Here is a 21,164-nt window from a genome sequence, read left to right as displayed (position 1 = left end):
GTCGAAGGTTCTTATTATGAATGCGTTAAATAAGAAAAGCATGCTCACTTACCTTAAAGAGAGCGGGATTTACGTTGTATTATTCGTTTTACTGGCCATCATTATTGTCAAGGACCCGACATTTCTAAGTTTGATGAACTTAAGTAATATTCTGACCCAATCCTCCGTGCGTATTATTATCGCATTGGGTGTAGCGGGCCTGATTGTGACTCAAGGGACGGACCTGTCAGCGGGTCGTCAGGTGGGGTTAGCGGCGGTAGTTGCTGCAACCATGCTGCAAGCCATGGACAACGTTAATAAAGTTTTCCCTGATTTACAGACTGTACCTATCCCAATTGTTATCTTAACCGTCTGTCTGATTGGTGCGATTATTGGTTTGGTCAACGGTATTATCATCGCTTATCTGAATGTGACCCCCTTTATTACCACATTGGGTACGATGATTATCGTTTACGGTATTAACTCCCTATATTACGACTTCGTTGGTGCATCACCTATTGCGGGTTTTGACCCTGCATTCTCAACCTTTGCACAAGGGTTCTTACGATTTGGTGATTTCAAACTCTCCTACATCACCTTCTATGCTGTGATTGCTATCGGCTTTGTTTGGGTATTGTGGAATAAAACTCGCTTTGGTAAGAATATCTTTGCCATCGGCGGTAACCCAGAAGCGGCAAAAGTTTCTGGCGTGAATGTGCCACTGAACTTAATCATGATTTATGCCCTGTCCGGTGTGTTCTACGCATTCGGCGGGATGTTGGAAGCTGGCCGTATCGGTAGTGCGACCAACAACCTCGGGTTTATGTATGAGTTAGATGCGATCGCGGCTTGTGTGGTCGGCGGCGTCTCCTTCAGTGGGGGTGTTGGTACAGTTATCGGCGTGGTGACTGGGGTTATTATCTTTACCGTCATTAACTACGGGTTGACTTACATCGGTGTGAATCCTTACTGGCAGTACATTATCAAGGGTGCGATCATTATCTTTGCGGTGGCACTGGATTCACTGAAATACGCGAAGAAGAAATAATCGATTATTGGCAGTAGAGTCACAATAAGGCAGTAGCGTCACAATAAAAAGAGAAGCCAGTCTGGGAATATCCTGACTGGCTTTTTACTTTTTACTTTTTACTTTTTACTTTTTACTTTTTACGTCACTTCGTCAAAATTGACGAAAGAGATCATCATCTTCGAGCAATAGACTCAATGAGTGGGATTACGCAGATAAATAATCCAATAGGTTAGTCCGACCAGTAATCCACCACCAATAATATTACCGATAGTCACCGGGATGAGATTATCGATAATAAAGTTGGACATATTCAAAGCAGGGAACTGATCTGGAGTGGCATTGATTGAGTGCCAGAATTCGGGTGATGCAAAGTCACGAATCACAATAGCCAGTGGGATCAAAAACATATTGGCGATACTGTGCTCAAAACCACTGGCGACAAACATGCCGATAGGCAATAACATCACTACGATTTTATCGGTCAAGGTATGGCCGGAGTAGCTCATCCACACCGCCAGACAGACCATCAGATTAGCTAAAATCCCCAAGCAGACCGCTTCAACAAAGGTATGGTGTAATTTATGATCGGCTGTTTGCAGGACATTCAAGCCCCATAAGCCGTTCGCCGCCGTATGCTGACCCGCAAACCAAATTAAGGCGACAAAGAACAGCGCGCCAATCAGATTGCCGAAATAGACGTTGATCCAATTGCAGATTAATTGCCGCCAGCTGATCTTACCGCTGGCTTTTGCCACCACAATTAACACCGTGGACGTGAATAGATCAGCGCCACAGATAATCACCAAAATCAGGCCGAGAGAGAAACAGAGGCCGCCCACGAGCTTGGCTAAACCGAACGCCACGCCTGCGGTGCCGGTTGTGGCGGTAATATAGAAGACAAAAGCAATCGAGATAAACACACCGGCAGTCATGGCTAAATAAAAGGTGGTGGCCGGATTTTTCGTGGCTTTATATATACCCACTTGCTCGGCGAGTTTTGCCATATCAACCGGAAGTCGTAGATCAAAGGGATTTTCAAGGCTCATTGATAACTCCTGTTGCTTATTTTAATGCTGAAGGGAGTGATAAGATGAAATTTAAATAATTATTTTACTGGCATGAATTTCATGCATTTTTCATACCATTCGTTCTGCGAGCGAGATTGGTTATTTCTAAGCGATATGGCTAATAAATACCTCAATATCGATATGTATATATTTATATAACGAAGGTGCGTAATCGCACCTCGCATGCTGAGATGTGATAGTTCGTAACTCAATGTTTTGTTTGCTTTTTGATGTGAATGAGACGTGATTTCAATAGGCGAAAGAATCAATGAATTCAGATGAAATTGTTTATTAACCCAGATCAAGCTTATCGCGGGTTAATATATATTTGTCTATTTCAATACCTTAAAGTATCGATCATCTATTTTTGGGCTTAATGACTTTGGGAATATATGGATAGCGCAAAAAAACTACCCCGTCCCACATTGGCTCAGGTTTGGCAAGATACCCTGTTCAGAGTATCGAAAAAATTATTATTACTCCGCGATATCACCGAGTTAGTTAATGAACTCAGAAAGCTCTCTTTTTCTGTAGTGCGTTTTCAACGTGTCAATTTATTGCTGCTTAATCCGCTGTATAACCAAATTACGCTTTATACCCATGATGATGTCACCAACACTGTGGTGGGGGCGCAAAATATCCTGTTTGCCGAAGGCCCCGGCGCTCTGGCATGGCAACAACAAGTACCTTTGCGCAGTGACCATCAGCGTATGCAAAGGGAATTTTCATCTGTCTCCGACTTAGTGCCTTATCAGCAGTTACACGCTGGCTGTCATTTTCCCTTGGGCCATGATAATCACTGGTCCGGCTGTGTTGAGTTTATTAAGACTGACGACAGTGAATTCGATGAGCAGGCGATGACCTTTCTGGGATTATTGGCAGATGTGGTCGCCATCGCGGTGGATAATATCTCTGAAATCAATCGGGCATTTTCTGAACGTGAAAAATTGCGCTTTGAACGGGATCACTTCCGAATATTAGTGGATGTCACCAACACGGTTATTTCTAAACTGGAAATGGATGTCTTAGCGGCAGAAGTGTCGAAAGAGATACACCGTTTTTTCAATATCGATTACATCAGTCTGGCAATATGCGGTACCCAAGACGATAAAAATAAGCTGCATGTCTTTTCGACTCGCTACCAGATCGGTAAAGCGGTACAGCATCAGCAAGCCTGGATGGATATTACTGGCACTTTAGCCGGACAAGTTTTACAAAGTCGAGAGTTATTGCTGGTTAATCTGGCGGATATTTCTCTGTTGGCCCCCGAAGATAAACAACTGGCGAATATGCTGGATGAAGGTTTGCAGGTGGTGTGCCTACTGCCACTCTTTTTCGGCCATAAGATGTTGGGCATATTAAAACTGGCGCAATGTCAGAGTGATATTTTCACCGACAGCAATCTTAAACTGTTACGGCAAATTGCCGCCCGTATTGCCATTGCCGTCGATAATGCCTTGGCCTATGACGAAATTACCCGCCTGAAAGACTCACTGGTTAATGAGAATCTCTATTTGACCGATCAGATTATTCATAATGAGGAGTTCGGCGAGATAATTGGTCATAGCGCCGCTATTAAAGCGGTGCTGGAACAAGTCGAAATGGTGGCGTCCAGTGATTGCACGGTTCTGATTCTCGGCGAAACCGGCACCGGTAAAGAGTTAATTGCTCGTGCGATCCATAATTTAAGTACCCGCAAGAAGCAGCGCATGGTCAAAATGAACTGTGCGGCGATCCCCTCAGGTTTAATGGAGAGCGATCTGTTTGGCCATGAAAAGGGCGCTTATACCGGTGCATCGTCACAGCGTATTGGCCGCTTTGAGATGGCCGATGGCGGTACACTCTTTCTCGATGAAGTTGGGGATATTCCCCTTGAGCTGCAACCGAAACTCCTGCGGGTATTACAAGAGCGGGAAATAGAGCGCTTGGGGGGCAGTAAAATTATTCCGGTGGATGTGAGGTTGATTGCAGCCACCAATCGTGATTTAAAATTGATGATGGTCAATCGCGAATATCGCAGTGATCTCTATTATCGGCTTAATGTTTTTCCTATTGTGATCCCCCCGCTGCGTGAGCGGCCAGAAGATATTCCTTTGTTAGTGAAATTCTTCACTCAGAAAATAGCCAAACGTATGAACCGCGTCATTGATACCATCCCCAGTGAAACATTACGTTTACTCAGTCGTTTACCTTGGCCGGGAAATATTCGCGAACTGGAGAATGTGATTGAGCGGGCGGTAATCCTCAGCCGAGGCACCACGCTGAATTTACAGTTACAAGAGCTGGAATATCATTTATCGCCGCTAGAAGTCGCCAAACCTGCGCCGGAAAGGGCTGTTCGCAAACCGCTGTTACCTGAAAGTGAAGAGCCGGAATTCTCGGAGTCCGAGCGTGCGCGTATTATTCGCGTATTACGTGAAACCAACGGTGTGGTTGCTGGATCAAAAGGGGCGGCAATTAAGCTAGGACTAAAACGCACCACCTTGTTATCCCGCATGCAACGATTAGGAATATCAGTAAAAAGTATCGAAGAAGAAGATGGGATGGCTGAGTAAACCTATTTTTGTCTGAGCTGATTACCAATAAAGTTGAACCAAGGGGAAACACGCCGTTGGGGCCGTAGTGGCGTAAGCCGCCGAAGTGCTCCTGGGCGTGGTCAATCCTTGGCTACTGCACTGATCAGAAGCGCAGTAGCCGTTAATCTATTAAATTACTTCAGCTTCTCGACGTAACCGCGCTTTTAACTGACTATACTCCTGCTGCACATAATTCTCCGCCCACACCTGATCTGGAATCGCCTCCAGTTTCACCGCACAATACTTGTACTCTGGTGTCTTGGAGATCGGATCAAGATGATCCAATGTCAACTCATTACAGGCCCCAATCCACCACTGGTAAGTCATATACACCGCGCCGACATTAATGCGCTCACTGACAGAAACCCGCGTGATAACCTTGCCGCGCCGCGACTCAACCCAGACCAGTTGTTGATCTTGCAAATGCATTTTATCGGCATCCTGCGGACTGATTTGCACATAACCCGGCTCATCGGCCAAGGTTTGCAGCGCCGAACAGTTACCGGTCATTGAGCGGCAAGAGTAGTGGCCCACTTCGCGCACGGTACAGAGCACCAGCGGATAGTCCGCATCCACCAGCTCCATGGGCGCCCGCCATTCGCTGGCAAACAGCAATCCTTTACCGCCGGGGCGGTCAAACTTATTACCGGCATATAGCCACGGCGTGCCGGGGCTATCCTCGGTAGTACAGGGCCACGGAATATAGCCCAATCCAGCCATTTTCTCGTAGGTTGCGCCGTAGAAGAGCGGGCAGAGTTCGCGCAGCTCGTCCCAAATCTCTTGGGTATTGTGATATTTCATCGGATAGCCGAGGGCAGTTGCCATCAGACTGATGATCTCCCAATCTGGTTTCACGTCACCTTGGGCATCGACTGCTTTTTCAAAGCGCTGGAAACCCCGATCGGCGGCGGAATAGACCCCCTCATGTTCGCCCCACGACGTAGCAGGGAAAATCACATCCGCCTCGGCGGCGGTTTTGGTCATAAAGATATCCTGCACAATCAGCAGCTCCAACTCACTGAAGGCTTCACGCATCATCGACAGATCGGGCTCAGTTTGCAGCGGATCTTCGCCCATCACGTAGTTAGCTTTGATTTTGCCCTCTTTCACTTTGTGCGGCACATCGGTCAGTGAGTAGCCGATTTTGTCGGACAGGGAGGGGACGCCCCAAGCTTTGGCAAACTTCGCCAGTGTGGCGGGATCGGTGACAGATTGGTAACCGGGGTACATATTGGGCAGTGCGCCCATGTCGCAGGCACCTTGCACGTTATTCTGCCCACGTACTGGGCCGACACCCACATTCGGGCGACCGAGATTGCCGGTCAGCAGTGCCAAGCCTGATAATCCCTTAACCACATCCACGCCCTGACCCCATTGGGTCACCCCCATGCCCCATAAAATGGTGGCAGAAGGGGCGGCGGCATAGATGCGCATCGCTTCACGAATGGTCTGCGCTGGCAGGCCAGTGATACCTTCGACATACTCTGGGGTGTATTTGGCGACAATTTCGCGATATTCATCGAAACCTTCGGTATAGCGCGAAACATAATCTTTATCGTATAACTCTTCGCTAATCAACACGTTGGCAAAGGCATTCACCAACGCCATATTCGAGCCGTTTTTCAGTGGCAACCACAGGTCCGCAATACGTGCCGTTTCGATATGGCGCGGATCGCAAACAATCACTTTCGCGCCTTTCTCTTTGGCTTTGAGGATACGGCGGGCGACAATCGGGTGGGAATCGGCGGCGTTGTAGCCAAACACCAAAATGCATTTGGTGTCCTCAATCTCGCAGATTGAGTTACTCATCGCACCATTGCCCAGTGTCACTTGCAGGCCAGCCACTGACGGGCCATGACAAACCCGGGCGCAGCAGTCAATGTTGTTGCTGCCAGTCACTGCGCGGGCAAATTTTTGCATCACATAGTTGGTTTCATTGCCCGGCCCACGGGATGAACCGGTGTGCATAATGGCTTCCGGGCCATATTGCTCCTTAATCGCCCGCAGCTTGCTACTGGCGAATTCGATGGCTTCATCCCAGGAGACCGCCTCCAGTTTGCCGCCTTTTTGGCGACGGATCATCGGCTGTTTCAGGCGTGGCGTCAGCAGCTTGGTATCGTTGAGAAAATCCCAACCGTAGTAGCCTTTCAGGCAGAGTTCGCCCTGATTGGTGACCCCATTAGCGCCTTCCGCGCCGACGACTTTGCCGTTTTCAACCAGTAAGTTGATTTTGCAGCCGGAGCCGCAATATGGGCAGACAGTTAATGCTTTATACATTCTTTAATCCCCTTGGCTTTTGAGGCAGGCTTAAAAGTTCATCTCGTTGGCTTCATCCAGCGCGGCGCGCATCTGTTTTTTGCGCAGCATGGCTTGCATCGTGTCGCGGCCAATCATATGGAGCGCTTGAGTTGGGCAAACAGAAATACAGGCGGGGCCAGCAGCACGCCCTTCGCACAGGTCACATTTCTGCGCTTCGGCTTTGAGGCAAAAACCCTGAGAGAGGCCGTTGAACATCACTTCGACCTGTTTGGTTACCACATTCATGGCGCCGTACGGACAGGCAACGACGCAGGTTTTGCAGCCAATGCATTTCTCTTGCAGCACCTGAATGCTATCGGCCGCGCGAACAATCGCGCCGTTCGGGCAAACATTGGCGCAAGGGGCGTCTTCGCAGTGGCGGCACATAATGGTAGTACTGACATTCAACCCTTTGACGACTTTCAGTCGTGGGGCAAAATTGGCCTTATTCATGGCCTCCAGTCGGCCACCATTGTGTGCCAGTACGCAGGCGACCTCACAGGTGCGGCAGCCAATGCATTTTTTTGGGTCGGCTATTATGAAGCGGTTCATTGCTTTCTCCTTACCCTTCATCTTTCAAACCGCAGATGCGTTGGCTGCTCTCGTTCACCCGAATCACTGACTTGAGTCAGCTCATCGGGACTCTCTCGTTTGCCGCCTTCCTGCACTTTGAAATCTATTGGGTATCTATGTCTTCATCTTTCAAACCGCAGATGTGTTGGCTGCTCTCGTTCACCCGAATCACTGACTTGAGTCAGCTCATCGGGACTCTCTCGTTTGCCGCCTTCCTGCACTTTGAAATCTATTGGGTATCTATGTCTTCATCTTTCAAACCGCAGATGCGTTGGCTGTTCTCGTTCACCCGAATCACTGACTTGAGTCAGCTCATCGGGACTCTCTCGTTTGCCGCCTTCCTGCACTTTGAAATCTATTGGGTATCAATTAAGGGGTCTGGCAGGTTACCCCTCGGATGAGCAACGCTGACACATTACCCTACATATTGCATGGTTTATGCCAAGTTGAACGAGTGAAGTGAAAGTGAATTAATCTCTTTGTTTTATAATGAATTTATGGGGATTTAATGAGATTGGCAGAAAGTTGAAAAACTGTCGGTGGGTGTGACGTCGGCAAATTTGACGACGCCACACCGTCACTCAATCATAGATGGGCAAAACCGCCGTCACCTTGCCAGTGGGGCAACTGCTGATACAGTATTTCCACCGCTTGCTTAACGATATCGGTCATCGGGAAGTAAAACGCGACCAATGTCGGCTGGATGCCGATGAAAATCACTTCGCTGATATCCTCCTTGAGCTGATCGATGAGAAAATTGAGCGGCAGATTATGGGTGCTCATGATAAACATTTCAGCAATCCGCTCAGGATCAATGATTCGTATCTCCCCCGGTGCTAATTCCATATCCGCCGCATCAACGATAACCAACCGCGTGGGCTGCAAGGAGCGGATACGATGCACCACGTTTTCCGGCGCTGAACCGCCGTCAATCACCTGCCAATCCGCTAAGGGCTGCTGGGTCATGCGCTCAGCCAGCAACGGGCCTGCACCATCATCGCCCATCATGCTGTTGCCGACGGTTAAGACGAGGTTAGTGACTGCATTGGAGTGACTCATGGGCGGCGTTTTACCATTAAGTAGATGGCGGGTTCCTGTTCGATATCGTACAGGGTTTGCAGCAGTTGTTGGCTCCAGGGCTGATGCAGCGAGGTCGCATCTTCCGCCAGTGGTGCAAAGGCTTTAGCCAGCAACTGGGTGTGAGTGCTGTCGATGGTGATTTCACCAAACTTCAGCAAGCCCGCCATCTTGCGGCGTGCCTCGCCCTCGGCTAATTGGCTGAACCACTGCTCATATTCCGCTAACGGGCAGGTCATTATGGCCTTCAGGCAATCAATCACCCCGACATGGTGGCCAATCGCCAATGAGTAATACATCACCTGCTGCGCCTGCTCGGGCATGTCATCGTCACTGTCGAGGAACTTCTGATTCAGCGCATAAAAAATCACCTTAGCGCTCATGGCTGAGACCTCCCGCCAGTTGCATTAAAGCGATCTGTTGCAGGCAAGCAAATATCTCGCTCAGGCGCGGATCATCTTGCTGATTGAGGTAACTCTGGCAGCGCTGCGCTAGCCCTTGCAAAGGCTGATTGACCAGCAGTGACAAAAAACGATCGGTGATTTCTCGCCCCTGACGATAACCGGCCATGCGGCGGGCTTCTCGCTCCAGTAGCACACGCAGTGTCAGCGGCGCATCCGGGTGAATCAGCGCGACTCGTTCGTCGGCAGCTTCCTGATGATCCTCACCCTTAAGCTTTTGCTCCAGCAGGCCGAGCGCCACCGCAAAGCCATAAATGGTGGCGGCGGGGGTCGGCGGGCAACCGGGAATATAAACATCAATTGGCACAATGGTGTCGCTGCCGCCCCAAACACAATACAGGTCGTGGAAGATGCCACCGCCGCAGCCGCAAGCGCCATAAGAGACACAGATTTTTGGGTCAGGTGCGGATTCATAGGCGCGCAGTGCCGGGCTGCGCATGGCGCGAGTGACTGCGCCGGTGAACAGCAAGATATCTGCATGACGCGGCGAGGCCACCACTTTGATCCCAAAACGCTCGGTGTCGAACAGCGGTGTAATCGAGGAGAAAATCTCAATTTCACAGCCGTTGCAGCCGCCGCAATCCACCCTATAAACATAAGCAGAGCGCTTGATATCTTTCAGCAATGTGCTTTTTAACTGCGCGACGGCCGGGTCCAAGGGTACAGGCTGGCTAACATGATGCCCCCAAGCCGATTTTGATGAGTGTGGCTGGCTCATGGATTGCTCCTCCCTTCAGGGGACTGACTCGGTATAGTGCTGTTATTCATGGAAATATTGTTATTCATGGAAATATTGTTATTCATGGAAATATTGTTGTTCATGGAAATATTGTCATTACCAACGATATTCTGTTTGCGCTTGCACTCAGGGCAGGTTTCAAAATGGGGCCGTTGCAGCTCAACATCTTCCGCACTCATGCCCGAATGAATCAGCAGCGCCATCACATAGTCCACCTCTTTTTTCGGCGCGAAAGGCCGCTGGCACTGCTGGCAATGGGTGAGGGTAAAGCTGGCGCGTTGATAGAGATCAGCCTTATTAAACACTGCCAATTCAAACTCTTGCGACAGTACAATGGCGCGGGTCGGGCAGACCTCCTCACAGCGGCCACAGAAAATGCAGCGCCCAAGGAACAACTGCCACTGGCGAGTCCCGCTAGCGATATCGGTCTCCATGGTCAGCGCATTAGCAGGGCAGGCCATGGTACAGGCACCGCAAGCAATACACTGCTCGGCATCATATTGGGGCTTGCCACGAAAACCCTGACTGACCTCGAGCGGCTTAAACGGGTATTTCACCGTGGTATCGCCGACTTTCAGGATGGTTTTAAACAGTTTTAACATTCTTCATCCCTCTATTTGAGCGGCGAATGGGTGCGCTCGATGCCATAACGCTCGATCTCTTTGTACGGCACAGTGACGGATTTCTGCTTGCGCACATCCACCAAAGTGACCCGGTCAGTGCAGGAGTAGCAGGGGTCGAGGCTGCCGATAATCAGTGGCGCGTCAGAGACGGTATTGCCGCGCAGCATATAGCGCAGTACCGGCCAATTGGCGTAGGTGGCGGCACGGCAGCGCCAGCGAAACAGTTTTTGGTTGTCACCGGTCATGCTCCAGTGCACATCTTCGCCACGAGGGGCTTCGGAAAAACCAAGGGCAAATTTGTAGGGTTGATAGTGGACTCTCTCTTCCAACAGCGGACCGGCAGGCATGTGGTTCAGGCCATACTCAATCATCACCAGCGAATCAAAGAACTCGCGCACCCGCACCAGCAAGCGCGAGTTCACGTCACAGCCATCCAAGGTAAACAGCTCTTTAGGCACATTGGCATAGTTGGCATAGGTGTGGTCGTGGCGCATATCGCGGGCAAAACCACTGGCGCGGATCATCGGGCCGACCGGACTGAAATCGCGGGCAATTTTGCGATCCAACAGGCCCACGCCGACGGTGCGCTGCTCAATATTGGCGGTGCTCATCAGCATATCTACCAACTGGCCAATATCGGCGCGCATTTCTGCCACTAACTGGAGGGTTTTGATGCGGTCGGCTTTCAGGATATCGCGGCGCACCCCGCCAATCAGATTCAGACCGTAAGTTTTACGCGCCCCGGTTAGCATCTCGGCGATGGTCATGGCTTTTTCACGCACGCGGAAAAACTGCATAAAACCCGTATCGAAACCGACGAAGTGGCAAGACAAACCGATATTGAGCAGATGGCTGTGTAGCCGCTCCACCTCAAGCAAAATAGTGCGGATCATCTGCGCCCGTGGCGGCACGATAATGCCCAGCGCATTCTCAATCGATGAGGTGTAGGCCACACTGTGGGTGAAGCCGCAAATGCCACAGATGCGGTCAGACAGGAAGGTGACGTCGTTGTAGCCCATGCGGGTTTCAGCCAGTTTTTCCATGCCGCGATGGACATAAAACAGGCGGTAGTCAGCATCGATAATATCTTCGCCATCCACAAATAGGCGGAAGTGGCCCGGTTCATCGGAGGTAATGTGCATCGGGCCGATAGGCACCACGCGGCTACTGCTGCCCGCCTCATTCTCAAACTGATAAGTTTCGGTGTCGCCGATTGGGGTTGGCCGCTGGCGATAATCCATGGTGTCTTTGCGCAGCGGATAGAGATCATCCGGCCAATCATCGGGCAGCACTAAACGGCGCTCGTCGGGCAGGCCCACCGGTTGCAGGCCATACATATCGCGTACTTCGCGCTCACCCCAGACCGCCGCCGGAACCCGTGGTGTGACGGATGGGAACTCGGGCCGCTCTGGGCTGATCAGCGCTTTGACAATCACCCAGCACTTGTCGCCATACTGTTTGCCGGTCTCCGCGCCGTACTGTTCGCGGCCCTCCATCGACAGCACATAGTAGATGGCGAAATAGCCATTCAAGCTGCGTTCATCATTGCCGAACAGCACTGACAGCCAGCCGCCTTGCTGATAATAGAGGTGCTCCACCACATCTGGCAGGCTGTTCAGCTTGATGGTAATGGTCAGTTGGTCGTGGGTTTGCCACTCTTCATCGAGGATCGCCGCCGGAAATTGTTCACGCAGGCGGGCCACATAGGCGGCACCCCGTTTTTCACCGCCTTGTGGCTGATTTGAATGCGGCTGACCTGAAGCCGTAATAGCTGAAATAGGCGTTTCGTGAGTCACGTTACATCTCCTGACGTGTCGGGGTAAGTTGCAGGGCAGTAGGCATCTCTGCGACGGAAGGGGCCGCTTGAGCCGGAGAAATTTCGGTTATTGTGGCGCGCGATTGCCACGGAAAAACAAAGGGCTGCTCGATGGGTGCACTGCTGTCACTCTTGAGGACAATCTGCGCCGCATCGGTCAGTAAGCGGGTCACTGGCGAGGGAATGTGCACCCCAAGCAGTAGCATCAGCAGCAGTAAAATCGCCATCGGCGCGGTGGTGAGAATCCCCAGTTCACCTTTGCTAACCGCTTCCGGCGGGGTGCCGAGCACGGTGCTGGCAATCATGCGCACTAATCCGGCCAAGACCAGCGTCAGTAGCAACAGCAGCGCAATCACCAGCCAGAAATGGCCCGCTTTAATCGCAGCTGCCACCACCATAAACTCGCTGATAAACACGTTAAATGGCGGCATCCCCGCCAGCGCCAGTGCGCCACCTGCCAGTAACACCGCAGTGAGTGGGGCAACGCGGATAATGCCTTTAATCGCGCCCATATCCCGCGTGCCATATTTCAGCAACACGTTGCCGGAGCCACAGAACAGCAAGGTTTTTGCCAGACTGTGATTCACGGTGTGGAACAGTGCGGCCAGTACCCCCAGCGGGCCACCAATCCCCAGCGCCACGGCGATCAACCCCATGTTTTCGACGCTGGAGTAGGCCAGCAGACGCTTCATATCGCGCTGCGCCAGAATAAAGAATGCAGAGACGGCCACCGACATCATGCCGAATACCAGCAGCAGCATTTGCGGGAAGTGTGGCCCGATGGCGGCGCTGATAATGATGTAATAGCGGATGATCACCAGCAGGGCGCAGTTGAGCAGCACCGCAGACAACAAGGCGCTGGTAGGACTGGGGGCTTCGCTGTGGGCATCCGGTAGCCACGAGTGCATCGGAAACAGCCCAGTCTTGGTGCCGAAGCCAATCAGGATAAAGACAAACGCCAGATGCATCAGGCTAGGGTCTAGCGCTTTGGCGTGCTCCGCGACTACCGTCCAGAAAATGGCGCTACCGGGATCGGCCAGCACATTGGCGGCATTGGCATACACCAACACCGTGCCATATAACCCGAATGCCACCCCCACCGTACAGATAATAATGTACTTCCAGGCCGCCTCCAGCGAGGAGCGCTGACCATATAACCCCACCAAAAAGGCCGAGCTGAGGGTAGTGGCTTCGATGCCCACCCACATGAGAATCAAGTTATTACTGGTGACCACCAGTAGCATGGTGAACAGGAACAGATGGAAGAAACCATAATAGTTGCACAGCGTGCTAACGGTGATTTCGCCATTATTCACTTCATGGCGCATATAGCCGAGGGAGTAGAGGCCGGTAAGAAAACCGATAATACCCAAAATGGCGAGGAATAGCGCACTGAGGCTGTCGATATGCAGCCAGCTATGGGCCGCCAGAATCTCGCCGCCGAGGGCAACTCGACACACCACCGTCAAGGCCACCACCAGCAGCAAACTGATGCCGACAAAATGCACCCAAGTGGTTGCCAGGCGGGCGGCACTGCCCAAGGCGCGACAGGCAAAGGCCAGCAGCGAGGCTATCAGAGGTATCGCCAGCAGTAATAACAGCAGGTCAGTATGACTCATTTCATTACCCCTTTAGCGCCGTCAGTTGTTTAACATCCAGCGTGTGCAGCGTGCGGTAAATCTTGCGCGCCATTAGCGTCATCACGACCACCGCGAAGATGGCATCAGTGGCAATACCAATCTCGACCAGCTCCGGTGCGCGGAAGGCCAGCAGCGCTAGCATCAAATGCGCGCCGTTCTCCATCAGGCAGTAGCCAAAGATATTTTTCAGAATATTGCGCTGGGTAACGATACACAGCAGGCCAATCAGAAAATGCCCCAGTGACACCGCCAGTGCCGGTTTCAGGGCGCTGACCATCGGCAACTGCACCGGTTCGACCACGAAGTAGCTCAGCAAAATGATGATGGCGGCGATAAAAATCAGGCTGGCAGTGCCAATTACCCCGCCGTTGGCTTTGGGGTCCTCCATCTGGCGAAAGGCGCGGTACATGATCCACGGCACCAGCACCACCTTGGTGATAAACGCGGTTAGCGACCACAAGTACAATTCGTGGGCGTTGAGTGTTTCAGCCAGCACCAGAAAAATCAGCACCAAGACCAGCGATTGCAAGGCATAAAACAGCGCTGAGGTAGCGGGTTTTTTCACGATAATTACCAGCAGCGAGGTAATGATCAGCAACCCTGCAAGATTGTTGATGACAAGACTGTTGATGAGTAGTGTTCCGGTCATTTTTTACTCCCTTATCCGAGCCAGGCGACGGCAATAAAGCTTGAGCACACTGACATGATCACCAAAATGACCAGCACCCCCTGCATCGCTAGCGGTAGCGGTTTGGCACTGGCAACCTCTTCTGATGGCTTGCCCGGCACCGTTTGACCGAACCAGTAAAGGAACCAGCCGAAGCTCGCCACCGACTCAATCAGCGCCAAGACCAGCAGCGGTATCAGCAGCCAATGTTCGTGCGACAGTGAGAAGCCGGCGGCAAAAATAGGGAATTTGCTGAAGAAGCCGTTGAATGGCGGCACTCCGGTGATCGCCAGTGCGGCGACACAGAATCCCACCCCCAGCAGCGGCATTTTGCCCATGATGCCTTTGAGTTTCGGTAACAGGCGGGTGCCACAGCTGTAGCTCAGCGCACCCGCCACCAGGAAGAACAGACTCTTGGCGAAGGCATGGTTAAAGATGTAAGCAATGCCGCCATCAAAGGCCATTTTCGAGCCGTAGATCGCCAGTGACAGCGCAAAGAAGATGTAGGAGAGCTGGGTAATGGTGGAGTAGGCGAGCAGCCGTTTCATATCTTTTTGCGGCAGATACATGAAGAAGCCATAAATCAGCGTGATAACCGCCATCACCATGCCCACTGTGCCGATAATCTGCGGCACGTCACCCGCCGAGTAGATAGCGCGGGCGAAGATATAGACGCCCACTTTGACCATTGAAGCGGCGTGGAGATAGGAGCTGACCGGGGTCGGTGCTTCCATCGCATCGGGCAACCAGATGTGGAGTGGCAACTGGGCTGATTTTCCCCACGCAGCAAACAGGATGCCGCCGAATACAATGATTTTGGTGGTGTGATCCAGCTGTGCTAGCGCCGTCAGGGCAAAAGTACCGGTATTGACCAGCAGCACCGCCGCCGCCAAATAGAGGCCGATGGCCGCAACATGAGTGACCAACAGTGCCTTTAGCGCCGAGCGCAGGGATTTCTGGCTCTGGTAGTAACCAATCAATCCCCACGAGCAGCCGCCCGTGATTTCAAAGAAGAACAGCTGACCCAGCAGGGTGGATGATAAAACCAAACCCGCCATTGCACCGATGAATACCAGTAGCAGTGCGTAGTAGCGGTTCGTGCCTTCGTGCGGGTGTTCGCGGTTCCCCAGTGTCAGATAACCGGTGGAGTAAATGCTCACCAGCAGCCCGAGGAATACCACGGCGAAAGCAATCAGAGTGCTGATGCGGTCGATAGTCAGACCAAACAGCGCTATATCACCGTAATGAATCAGCTCAAAGGTGACATCTATCTTCCCGCCGGTTAAGTAGCCATAGGCCAACAGTACCGTCCCCAAGGTAGCCAGCAGCGCAAACAGGGTACAGGACCATTTCGCCATGCGCTGTGGCAGACAGGCGGTGAGGATAGCCCCGACAAACGGGACTAAAATGGTCGCAAGGGCGACATTCATAAGAGCCATGTTCTCCATGATGGGTTTATTAGCTCCTTAAAGACCGGTGAGATAGAAAACCAGGGAGAGCGCGGCAACGCCAAACCCCAGCCAGGTAACACGGGAGGTCAACAGGAAGCGCCCACGGGCGATGCTGTTTTCCACGATAGAGGCGAGGACAAATACCACCGCCAATTTGATAACGCAGGCCACCAGCGCCCATAACAGGCCCGGCCCGCTCAGCACCGCCAGCTTGCCGAACGGGATAAACACGCCAAGGAACAGTTGCGCCACTACCACTTGTTTTAGGCTGATGCCCCATTTGACCAGCCCCAGTGACGCGCCGGAGTATTCTGTCAGCGGCCCCTCCTGTAGCTCTTGCTCCGCTTCGGCGACATCAAACGGGATTTTTCCCATCTCGATAAACACCGCGAAACCGCAGGCCAGCAACGCTAGCGCAGTGGCGGTCGGTGACTGCCAGTGGCCCTCAGACAGCGCGGTACTGATGGTGCCGATATTGGTCGAACCGGCAATCAGCCCGACCACCAACAGTGAGAGGATTAGCGTTGGTTCGACCAGCACACCCAGCGTCAACTCACGACTGGCACCGATACCGGCGAAGATGCTGCCGCTGTCCAGTCCGGCCAGCGAGAAGAAGAAGCGGAACAGCGCGAACAGATAGAGCAGGGCGATCAGATCCCCCGCTACCCCAAACGGCGATGCCAGCGTGAAGGTAGGTAACGCCATGGCAATCAGCAACATGCTGCCCAGTAGCACATAGGGCATCAGGCGGAAGATGATGCCCGCGTTGGCCGGAGCCACATCTTGCCGTTTCAGCAGCTTGGCTAAATCGCGATACTCTTGCAGCACCCCTGGCCCACGGCGGGAGTGCATTCGGGCTTTCACCATGCGGGAGATACCCGACATCAGCGGGGCCAGCGCCAGCATGAACAGCGCCTGCCCGAAGGCAAAGGCCATCATAGAGACCGCAGGCATATCAGTAGTTGGCATTGCTCGTCTCCTTAAATAGCCGCCACAATCAGCAGAATCACCAGCGCGGCGACCACATACAGACAGTAGAGGCGGAAATCACCCTGTTGCAGCCACTGAATACGCTGGCTGAGCCATTGGATCAGGCGGATAAGCGGGGCCACAACTTTGTCGTCCCAGACCGGTTCCACCCGTGTCGCGCCACTGATTGAGTGCTCCAATGCGCTCTGCATCATCGGTGCGGGGTCCAGCTTTTTGCGCATTCGGTAGAGCGGGGCGAACATCACCCGCAGCGGCTGAGTAAAGCCCCCAGCGGAGACGGTCATCGCCTGCTCGTAGGCATAGCCGCAGGCCCAAGGGTCGCCACCATGACGGAACGCCAGACGGCGGCCTTTGTAGAGGCTGGCGACCAGTAAAATCACCAGCGGCAAGATCAGTAAGCCAAAGAAGATGTAGAGGGTGGAGAGCATCGCTTGGGAGCTATGTTGCGGGAACAGCACCGCGCCTTGTGCCACCTGCAAAGTCGGCACTGATGGGGCAGTGATTAAGCTCGCGGCGATGCGGGCAATCACCGGAGCCACATGGGTCGCGCCGATCCCCAACGCCAGACAGAGCAGCGCCAGCAGCAACATGGCGGCGGTCATCGGCCACGGCACTTCCCGCGCCTGAGCCGCTTTTTCGGTACGCGGCAGACCACAAAAACTGATGCCGTAGACTTTAACGAAGCACATCGCCGCCAGTGCACCAGTGATCGCCAGCATCACAATGGCAATCGGCCCCGCCAGCCGAATCATAAAACCGCCATCTTTGGTCATGGTAAACAGTGATTGGTAGGTGAACCATTCACTGACGAAACCATTGAACGGCGGCAGGGCCGAGATCGCCATACAGCCGACCAAAAAGGCCAGTGCGGTGTAAGGCATCACTCTGGCAAGTCCGCCCATCTTCTCCATATCCTTGGTGTGTACGCGATAAATCACCGCCCCAGCACCGAGGAACAGCAGCCCTTTGAAGACCGCGTGGTTAAGCAGATGGTAGAGTGCGCCAAGCAGGCCGAGGGCGGCCAATACCGGCTGTTGGCTGGCGATGCCTATCATGCCTACGCCGACGCCCATCAGGATAATGCCGATATTTTCAACCGTGTGATAAGCCAGCAGCCGCTTGATATCGTGCTCCGCCAGTGCATACAGCACCCCCAACACTGATGACACCGCACCGAATGCCAGCACCACCACCCCCCACCACAGTTGGCTGGCACCGAGTAAATCAATACCCACCTTGATGATGCCGAAGATGCCGATCTTCACCATCACTCCGGACATCAGGGCCGAGGCATGAGAGGGCGCGGCAGGGTGCGCGCGCGGTAACCAGCCATGGAGCGGCAGCATCCCCGCTTTAGCACCAAAGCCGAAGAAGGCTAACAAGAAGATAATCGAGGCCATAACCGGTTGCGGATCTGCCTGCCGGAAGGCGGCAAACTCCAGACTGCCGCTGAGGCGATAGAGCAGGAAGAAGGCGATCATAATCAGCACAGAACCGGCATGGGCAATCAGAAAGTAGAGCAGGCCCGCGCTGATGGCGTCGTCATCCTGATCGGAGATCACCAGGAAATAGGAAGCCAGCGACATCATTTCGAAGAACACGATGAAATAGAAGGCGTTATCCACCACCACCAGTGCCACCATTGAGGCGATGAACAGGTTCATAAACACCCCCATTCCCCACGCCCCGCGCCCTTTGTACTCCTGTACGTAGGCCAATGAATAGAGTGCAGTTATCACTACCAGCAATGAAATGACCAGCAACATAAAGGCGGCCAGTGGGTCAAGGCGCAGACTGAAGGCGGCGAAGGGGAAGGGTCCCGCAGTGACGAAGGTAATAATACCGCCGCCCAGTAAGGTGGGCGCGGCCGCCAACAGACCCGTGATGCCGCCCAGCAACGAAGCCAACCCCGAGGCATAGATCGCCAGGGTTTCACGTCGTGCCAGCAGTAAAGAGAGCAGCGCGCCAGCCAGATAGAGCAATAAAGAGAGCCACAATAGCTCAAGCGAAGTCATCATCTTTTCTGCTCCCTGTGAGAGAGGGTGGCTGAACTGTCCACTGTCATAAAGGGCAGCTCATTCGCAAACCCGCTGGCCGCCGCCATGCGCTTAGCCTGATTCGCCTGTTCGATGCTCTGTTCATCCACCAGCATCAAGGCGTTGGTCGGGCAGACCCGCACACACTCCGGCCCTTCCGGCTGGAAGTGGCATAAGTCACATTTCACCGCCACGGTGCGCACCCCTGCGTTCCAGGCGAGGAAGGGATTCATATTGGCTGGACTGAATGGCACATCGGACAGTGCGGTCATCGGAATGTATTCCGGGAAAGTGTCCGGCACCGCCAAGGGTTTACTGCCCGCAGGGGTGATCGCGCCAAACGGGCAGGCGATGCCGCAGAGTTTGCAGCCGATGCAGGTGGTTTCATCCAATTCAACCGAATTATTGGTCAGGGTGATGGCATTTACCGGGCAAACCCGTGCACACCACGCATCTTCACAGTGGCGACAGAGAATCGGTGCTGTAACCGTAGCATTACGCATCAGGGTCAATCTGGGATGCTCTTGTAAACCCTCGGCTTTATGCACTTGGCTGCAAGCAGCCATGCAGGTATTGCATCCAATACAAAGCCTCGGCTCCGCAATCACAAAGCGGTTCATAGCCATACCCTCCGGGACAAAAATCTGGTGACAGTCAGGCTGATAGCGTTCATTTCCCAGTTCTAAAGCATATTTTGTGCCAGTACAGCAGGGGCCGTGGAAAAAGCCGCGTGGAGGCCCGTTGGCTGTGGGTTAGGCCAAGGGCAGAGAGTGAGCCTTGAGGTAAAAGGCGGTAAAAACAGGATGATTGCCACCGCGAAGTGTCGACATTAGTGACGAAATCCATACTCAGCGATGACACTTCGACAGTGATTATTGGACTGGTGAATTTGTCGTGAATCGAATCGGGACAATCTCGTTATTTATCAGATTATTATATAGGTCAACGCGCTGCGAGAAAGCACTGTATTGCTGGCATCTTCTTTGCATTGCTTTGTAGAGAGCAATCACCCCCCACAGGAGCAGCAGAGTCATGCATGAGATCACCTTGTGCCAGAACGCCATTACTATGATGGAGCAGCAGGCGCGGCTGCATGGCGCGCAGCGGATTACCGGCGTGTGGCTGGAAACCGGTGCATTTTCCTGTGTCGAGCCGCAGGCATTAGAGTTCTGTTTTGAACTGGTGTGCCGTGGCACGCTGGCGGAAGGCTGCATCTTACACCTTAGCCAGCAGCAGTCGCAGGTGTGGTGCCACGACTGCCAGCAGGACGTGAATTTACTGAGCAGCAAAGTGACGCGCTGCCCGTTGTGTGCGGGGAGCCACTTACGTATTGGCGCGGCGGATGATGGGGTGATGATTAAGCGGCTGGAGGTGGAATGAATTTACTTTTTGTAGCTGAAACAGCGCGATGGGAAGACGCAGGGGTCAGATTATGTGTATAGGCATTCCAGGGCAAATTGTGGCATTGGATGAGATGCAGGCGGGTACCGCTTGGGTGGATGTGTGCGGCGTGCGGCGCAGTGTCAATATTATGCTGGTGGCGGAGGATGCGCAGGCCAGTGCGGCATTGATCGGTCATTGGGTGTTGGTGCATGTGGGGTTTGCCATGAGTCGGCTGGATGAGGATGAGGCACTGGAGACGTTGCAGTTGTTGCAGGAGATGGGGGAGGTTGAGGATGATGTGAGGGGGTTTTTGGGGCAGGGGTGAGGGGGGCAGGTTTCGGTTGATAGGTGTTTAGGTGATTGATTTGGTTGTTGGTTATTGGATCAGGTTTCGGTTGATATTCGTTCAGTGATCACCTTACCCTCGCGGCCTCAACCGAGTCGGGCCGCAGGGCGGCGGCCCAACACCCGCGCCTTGCGCGAAATATTGCCCTGCGGGTGAACCTCCCGCGTCTTTCGGGCTGACGAGCCAGCGCGATTCGCAATCCATTGCTCAAGCGCGCTTTTCGCGGGCGTCCTGCCCGCTCACTCTACCCTCTCTCCTTGTCGGCAATATTCCTGATTGCGCTCAAGAGCAAAAGAAAAAGTCAAAATCACGGTCTTTTGTTTTGAATTGGTTTTTGAAGTTAAAAGCACATTTGAGCTGCCGAGTGAAGGTAGGAATGGATCAGGTTTCGGTTGATATTCGTTCAGTGATC

19 protein-coding genes are annotated in these 21,164 nt (G+C 52.9%); 5 read left to right on the top strand and 14 right to left on the bottom strand.

Annotation, left to right across the window (positions count from 1 at the left end):
* The first annotated feature begins 16 nt into the window (after positions 1–16).
* Positions 17–1,027: a galactose/methyl galactoside ABC transporter permease MglC gene (gene mglC, locus ACZ76_RS02095; protein ID WP_048616355.1), complete on the top strand. Its 1,011-nt coding sequence runs from the start codon at positions 17–19 to the stop codon at positions 1,025–1,027.
* Between the two features lie 173 nt (positions 1,028–1,200).
* Here the strand turns inward: mglC and focA are convergent, their stop codons facing one another.
* Complete coding sequence (gene focA, locus ACZ76_RS02090) at positions 1,201–2,055, bottom strand: formate transporter FocA (RefSeq protein WP_048616353.1); 855 nt, start codon at positions 2,053–2,055, stop codon at positions 1,201–1,203.
* Between the two features lie 413 nt (positions 2,056–2,468).
* On the opposite strand from focA, the gene flhA reads away from it, so the two are divergent.
* Positions 2,469–4,631, top strand: coding sequence for a formate hydrogenlyase transcriptional activator FlhA (gene flhA, locus ACZ76_RS02085; protein ID WP_048616352.1), 2,163 nt, complete (start codon positions 2,469–2,471; stop codon positions 4,629–4,631).
* A gap of 150 nt (positions 4,632–4,781) precedes the next feature.
* Here the strand turns inward: flhA and fdhF are convergent, their stop codons facing one another.
* Both fdhF and ACZ76_RS02075 read right to left on the bottom strand, forming a co-directional pair.
* Complete coding sequence (gene fdhF, locus ACZ76_RS02080; RefSeq protein ID WP_048616350.1) at positions 4,782–6,929, bottom strand: formate dehydrogenase subunit alpha; 2,148 nt, start codon at positions 6,927–6,929, stop codon at positions 4,782–4,784.
* A 30-nt stretch (positions 6,930–6,959) separates the two neighbouring features.
* Entirely contained in the window at positions 6,960–7,502 is a 543-nt protein-coding gene (locus tag ACZ76_RS02075) for a 4Fe-4S dicluster domain-containing protein (protein ID WP_048616348.1), read from the bottom strand.
* Between ACZ76_RS02075 and ACZ76_RS18940 the strand changes: the two genes are divergently transcribed.
* Positions 7,502–7,924 carry a hypothetical protein gene (locus ACZ76_RS18940; RefSeq protein ID WP_144413885.1) on the top strand — a complete coding sequence of 141 codons (423 nt, stop codon included), beginning with the start codon at positions 7,502–7,504 and terminating at the stop codon, positions 7,922–7,924. The two genes, ACZ76_RS02075 and ACZ76_RS18940, sit on opposite strands and share 1 nt — an antisense overlap.
* 184 nt (positions 7,925–8,108) lie before the next feature.
* On the opposite strand, the gene hycI is transcribed toward ACZ76_RS18940, so the two are convergent.
* From hycI to ACZ76_RS02020, 11 genes are read right to left on the bottom strand one after another with little or no spacing between them, the layout of a single operon-like run.
* Complete coding sequence (hycI, locus tag ACZ76_RS02070) at positions 8,109–8,582, bottom strand: hydrogenase maturation peptidase HycI (protein WP_048616347.1); 474 nt, start codon at positions 8,580–8,582, stop codon at positions 8,109–8,111.
* Positions 8,579–8,983 (bottom strand): formate hydrogenlyase maturation HycH family protein, encoded by a 405-nt coding sequence (locus ACZ76_RS02065; RefSeq protein ID WP_048616345.1) that lies wholly within the window; start codon positions 8,981–8,983, stop codon positions 8,579–8,581. Before ACZ76_RS02065 ends, hycI begins: the two co-directional genes overlap by 4 nt.
* A complete protein-coding gene (gene nuoB / locus ACZ76_RS02060; protein ID WP_048616344.1) occupies positions 8,973–9,779 on the bottom strand; it encodes an NADH-quinone oxidoreductase subunit B family protein in 807 nt (268 codons plus the stop codon). Before nuoB ends, ACZ76_RS02065 begins: the two co-directional genes overlap by 11 nt.
* Positions 9,776–10,402 (bottom strand): hydrogenase 4 subunit H, encoded by a 627-nt coding sequence (hyfH, locus tag ACZ76_RS02055; RefSeq protein WP_048616342.1) that lies wholly within the window; start codon positions 10,400–10,402, stop codon positions 9,776–9,778. Before hyfH ends, nuoB begins: the two co-directional genes overlap by 4 nt.
* Positions 10,403–10,413: 11 nt before the next feature.
* Positions 10,414–12,219: a hydrogenase large subunit gene (locus ACZ76_RS02050; RefSeq protein WP_074007579.1), complete on the bottom strand. Its 1,806-nt coding sequence runs from the start codon at positions 12,217–12,219 to the stop codon at positions 10,414–10,416.
* A 1-nt stretch (position 12,220) separates the two neighbouring features.
* Positions 12,221–13,858, bottom strand: coding sequence for a hydrogenase 4 subunit F (locus ACZ76_RS02045; protein ID WP_048616340.1), 1,638 nt, complete (start codon positions 13,856–13,858; stop codon positions 12,221–12,223).
* 4 nt (positions 13,859–13,862) lie between these two features.
* Positions 13,863–14,528 (bottom strand): hydrogenase 4 membrane subunit, encoded by a 666-nt coding sequence (gene hyfE / locus ACZ76_RS02040; RefSeq protein ID WP_048616339.1) that lies wholly within the window; start codon positions 14,526–14,528, stop codon positions 13,863–13,865.
* An 11-nt stretch (positions 14,529–14,539) separates the two neighbouring features.
* Complete coding sequence (locus tag ACZ76_RS02035; protein WP_048616337.1) at positions 14,540–15,994, bottom strand: hydrogenase 4 subunit D; 1,455 nt, start codon at positions 15,992–15,994, stop codon at positions 14,540–14,542.
* An 18-nt stretch (positions 15,995–16,012) separates the two neighbouring features.
* Positions 16,013–16,966 (bottom strand): respiratory chain complex I subunit 1 family protein, encoded by a 954-nt coding sequence (locus ACZ76_RS02030; RefSeq protein WP_048616335.1) that lies wholly within the window; start codon positions 16,964–16,966, stop codon positions 16,013–16,015.
* 11 nt (positions 16,967–16,977) lie between these two features.
* Entirely contained in the window at positions 16,978–19,005 is a 2,028-nt protein-coding gene (gene hyfB / locus ACZ76_RS02025) for a hydrogenase 4 subunit B (protein WP_048616333.1), read from the bottom strand.
* Complete coding sequence (locus ACZ76_RS02020) at positions 19,002–19,643, bottom strand: 4Fe-4S dicluster domain-containing protein (RefSeq protein ID WP_048616331.1); 642 nt, start codon at positions 19,641–19,643, stop codon at positions 19,002–19,004. Before ACZ76_RS02020 ends, hyfB begins: the two co-directional genes overlap by 4 nt.
* A gap of 412 nt (positions 19,644–20,055) precedes the next feature.
* Between ACZ76_RS02020 and hypA the strand changes: the two genes are divergently transcribed.
* A complete protein-coding gene (gene hypA / locus ACZ76_RS02015) occupies positions 20,056–20,403 on the top strand; it encodes a hydrogenase maturation nickel metallochaperone HypA (RefSeq protein WP_048616330.1) in 348 nt (115 codons plus the stop codon).
* Positions 20,404–20,455: 52 nt separating this feature from the next.
* Positions 20,456–20,731 (top strand): HypC/HybG/HupF family hydrogenase formation chaperone, encoded by a 276-nt coding sequence (locus tag ACZ76_RS02010; protein ID WP_048616328.1) that lies wholly within the window; start codon positions 20,456–20,458, stop codon positions 20,729–20,731.
* The last annotated feature ends 433 nt before the right edge of the window (positions 20,732–21,164 follow it).

It is taken from the genome of Yersinia aleksiciae, from assembly GCF_001047675.1.
GTDB lineage: Bacteria > Pseudomonadota > Gammaproteobacteria > Enterobacterales > Enterobacteriaceae > Yersinia > Yersinia aleksiciae.
The sequence above is the reverse complement of the archived record's forward strand: the minus strand, read 5'-3'. Positions and strand labels throughout refer to the sequence as shown.

Excerpts from the sequence above, each read along its gene's own strand:
- mglC (WP_048616355.1), top strand. The coding sequence starts at position 17 with ATGAATGCGTTAAATAAGAAAAGCATGCTCACTTACCTTAAAGAGAGC.
- ACZ76_RS02030 (WP_048616335.1), bottom strand. The coding sequence starts at position 16,966 with ATGCCAACTACTGATATGCCTGCGGTCTCTATGATGGCCTTTGCCTTC.
- hyfE (WP_048616339.1), bottom strand. The coding sequence starts at position 14,528 with ATGACCGGAACACTACTCATCAACAGTCTTGTCATCAACAATCTTGCA.
- fdhF (WP_048616350.1), bottom strand. The coding sequence starts at position 6,929 with ATGTATAAAGCATTAACTGTCTGCCCATATTGCGGCTCCGGCTGCAAA.
- ACZ76_RS02075 (WP_048616348.1), bottom strand. The coding sequence starts at position 7,502 with ATGAACCGCTTCATAATAGCCGACCCAAAAAAATGCATTGGCTGCCGC.
- ACZ76_RS02035 (WP_048616337.1), bottom strand. The coding sequence starts at position 15,994 with ATGGAGAACATGGCTCTTATGAATGTCGCCCTTGCGACCATTTTAGTC.
- nuoB (WP_048616344.1), bottom strand. The coding sequence starts at position 9,779 with ATGAGCCAGCCACACTCATCAAAATCGGCTTGGGGGCATCATGTTAGC.
- hyfB (WP_048616333.1), bottom strand. The coding sequence starts at position 19,005 with ATGATGACTTCGCTTGAGCTATTGTGGCTCTCTTTATTGCTCTATCTG.
- ACZ76_RS02045 (WP_048616340.1), bottom strand. The coding sequence starts at position 13,858 with ATGAGTCATACTGACCTGCTGTTATTACTGCTGGCGATACCTCTGATA.
- hyfH (WP_048616342.1), bottom strand. The coding sequence starts at position 10,402 with ATGTTAAAACTGTTTAAAACCATCCTGAAAGTCGGCGATACCACGGTG.
- hypA (WP_048616330.1), top strand. The coding sequence starts at position 20,056 with ATGCATGAGATCACCTTGTGCCAGAACGCCATTACTATGATGGAGCAG.
- ACZ76_RS02010 (WP_048616328.1), top strand. The coding sequence starts at position 20,456 with ATGTGTATAGGCATTCCAGGGCAAATTGTGGCATTGGATGAGATGCAG.
- flhA (WP_048616352.1), top strand. The coding sequence starts at position 2,469 with ATGGATAGCGCAAAAAAACTACCCCGTCCCACATTGGCTCAGGTTTGG.
- focA (WP_048616353.1), bottom strand. The coding sequence starts at position 2,055 with ATGAGCCTTGAAAATCCCTTTGATCTACGACTTCCGGTTGATATGGCA.
- ACZ76_RS02020 (WP_048616331.1), bottom strand. The coding sequence starts at position 19,643 with ATGAACCGCTTTGTGATTGCGGAGCCGAGGCTTTGTATTGGATGCAAT.
- ACZ76_RS02065 (WP_048616345.1), bottom strand. The coding sequence starts at position 8,983 with ATGAGCGCTAAGGTGATTTTTTATGCGCTGAATCAGAAGTTCCTCGAC.
- hycI (WP_048616347.1), bottom strand. The coding sequence starts at position 8,582 with ATGAGTCACTCCAATGCAGTCACTAACCTCGTCTTAACCGTCGGCAAC.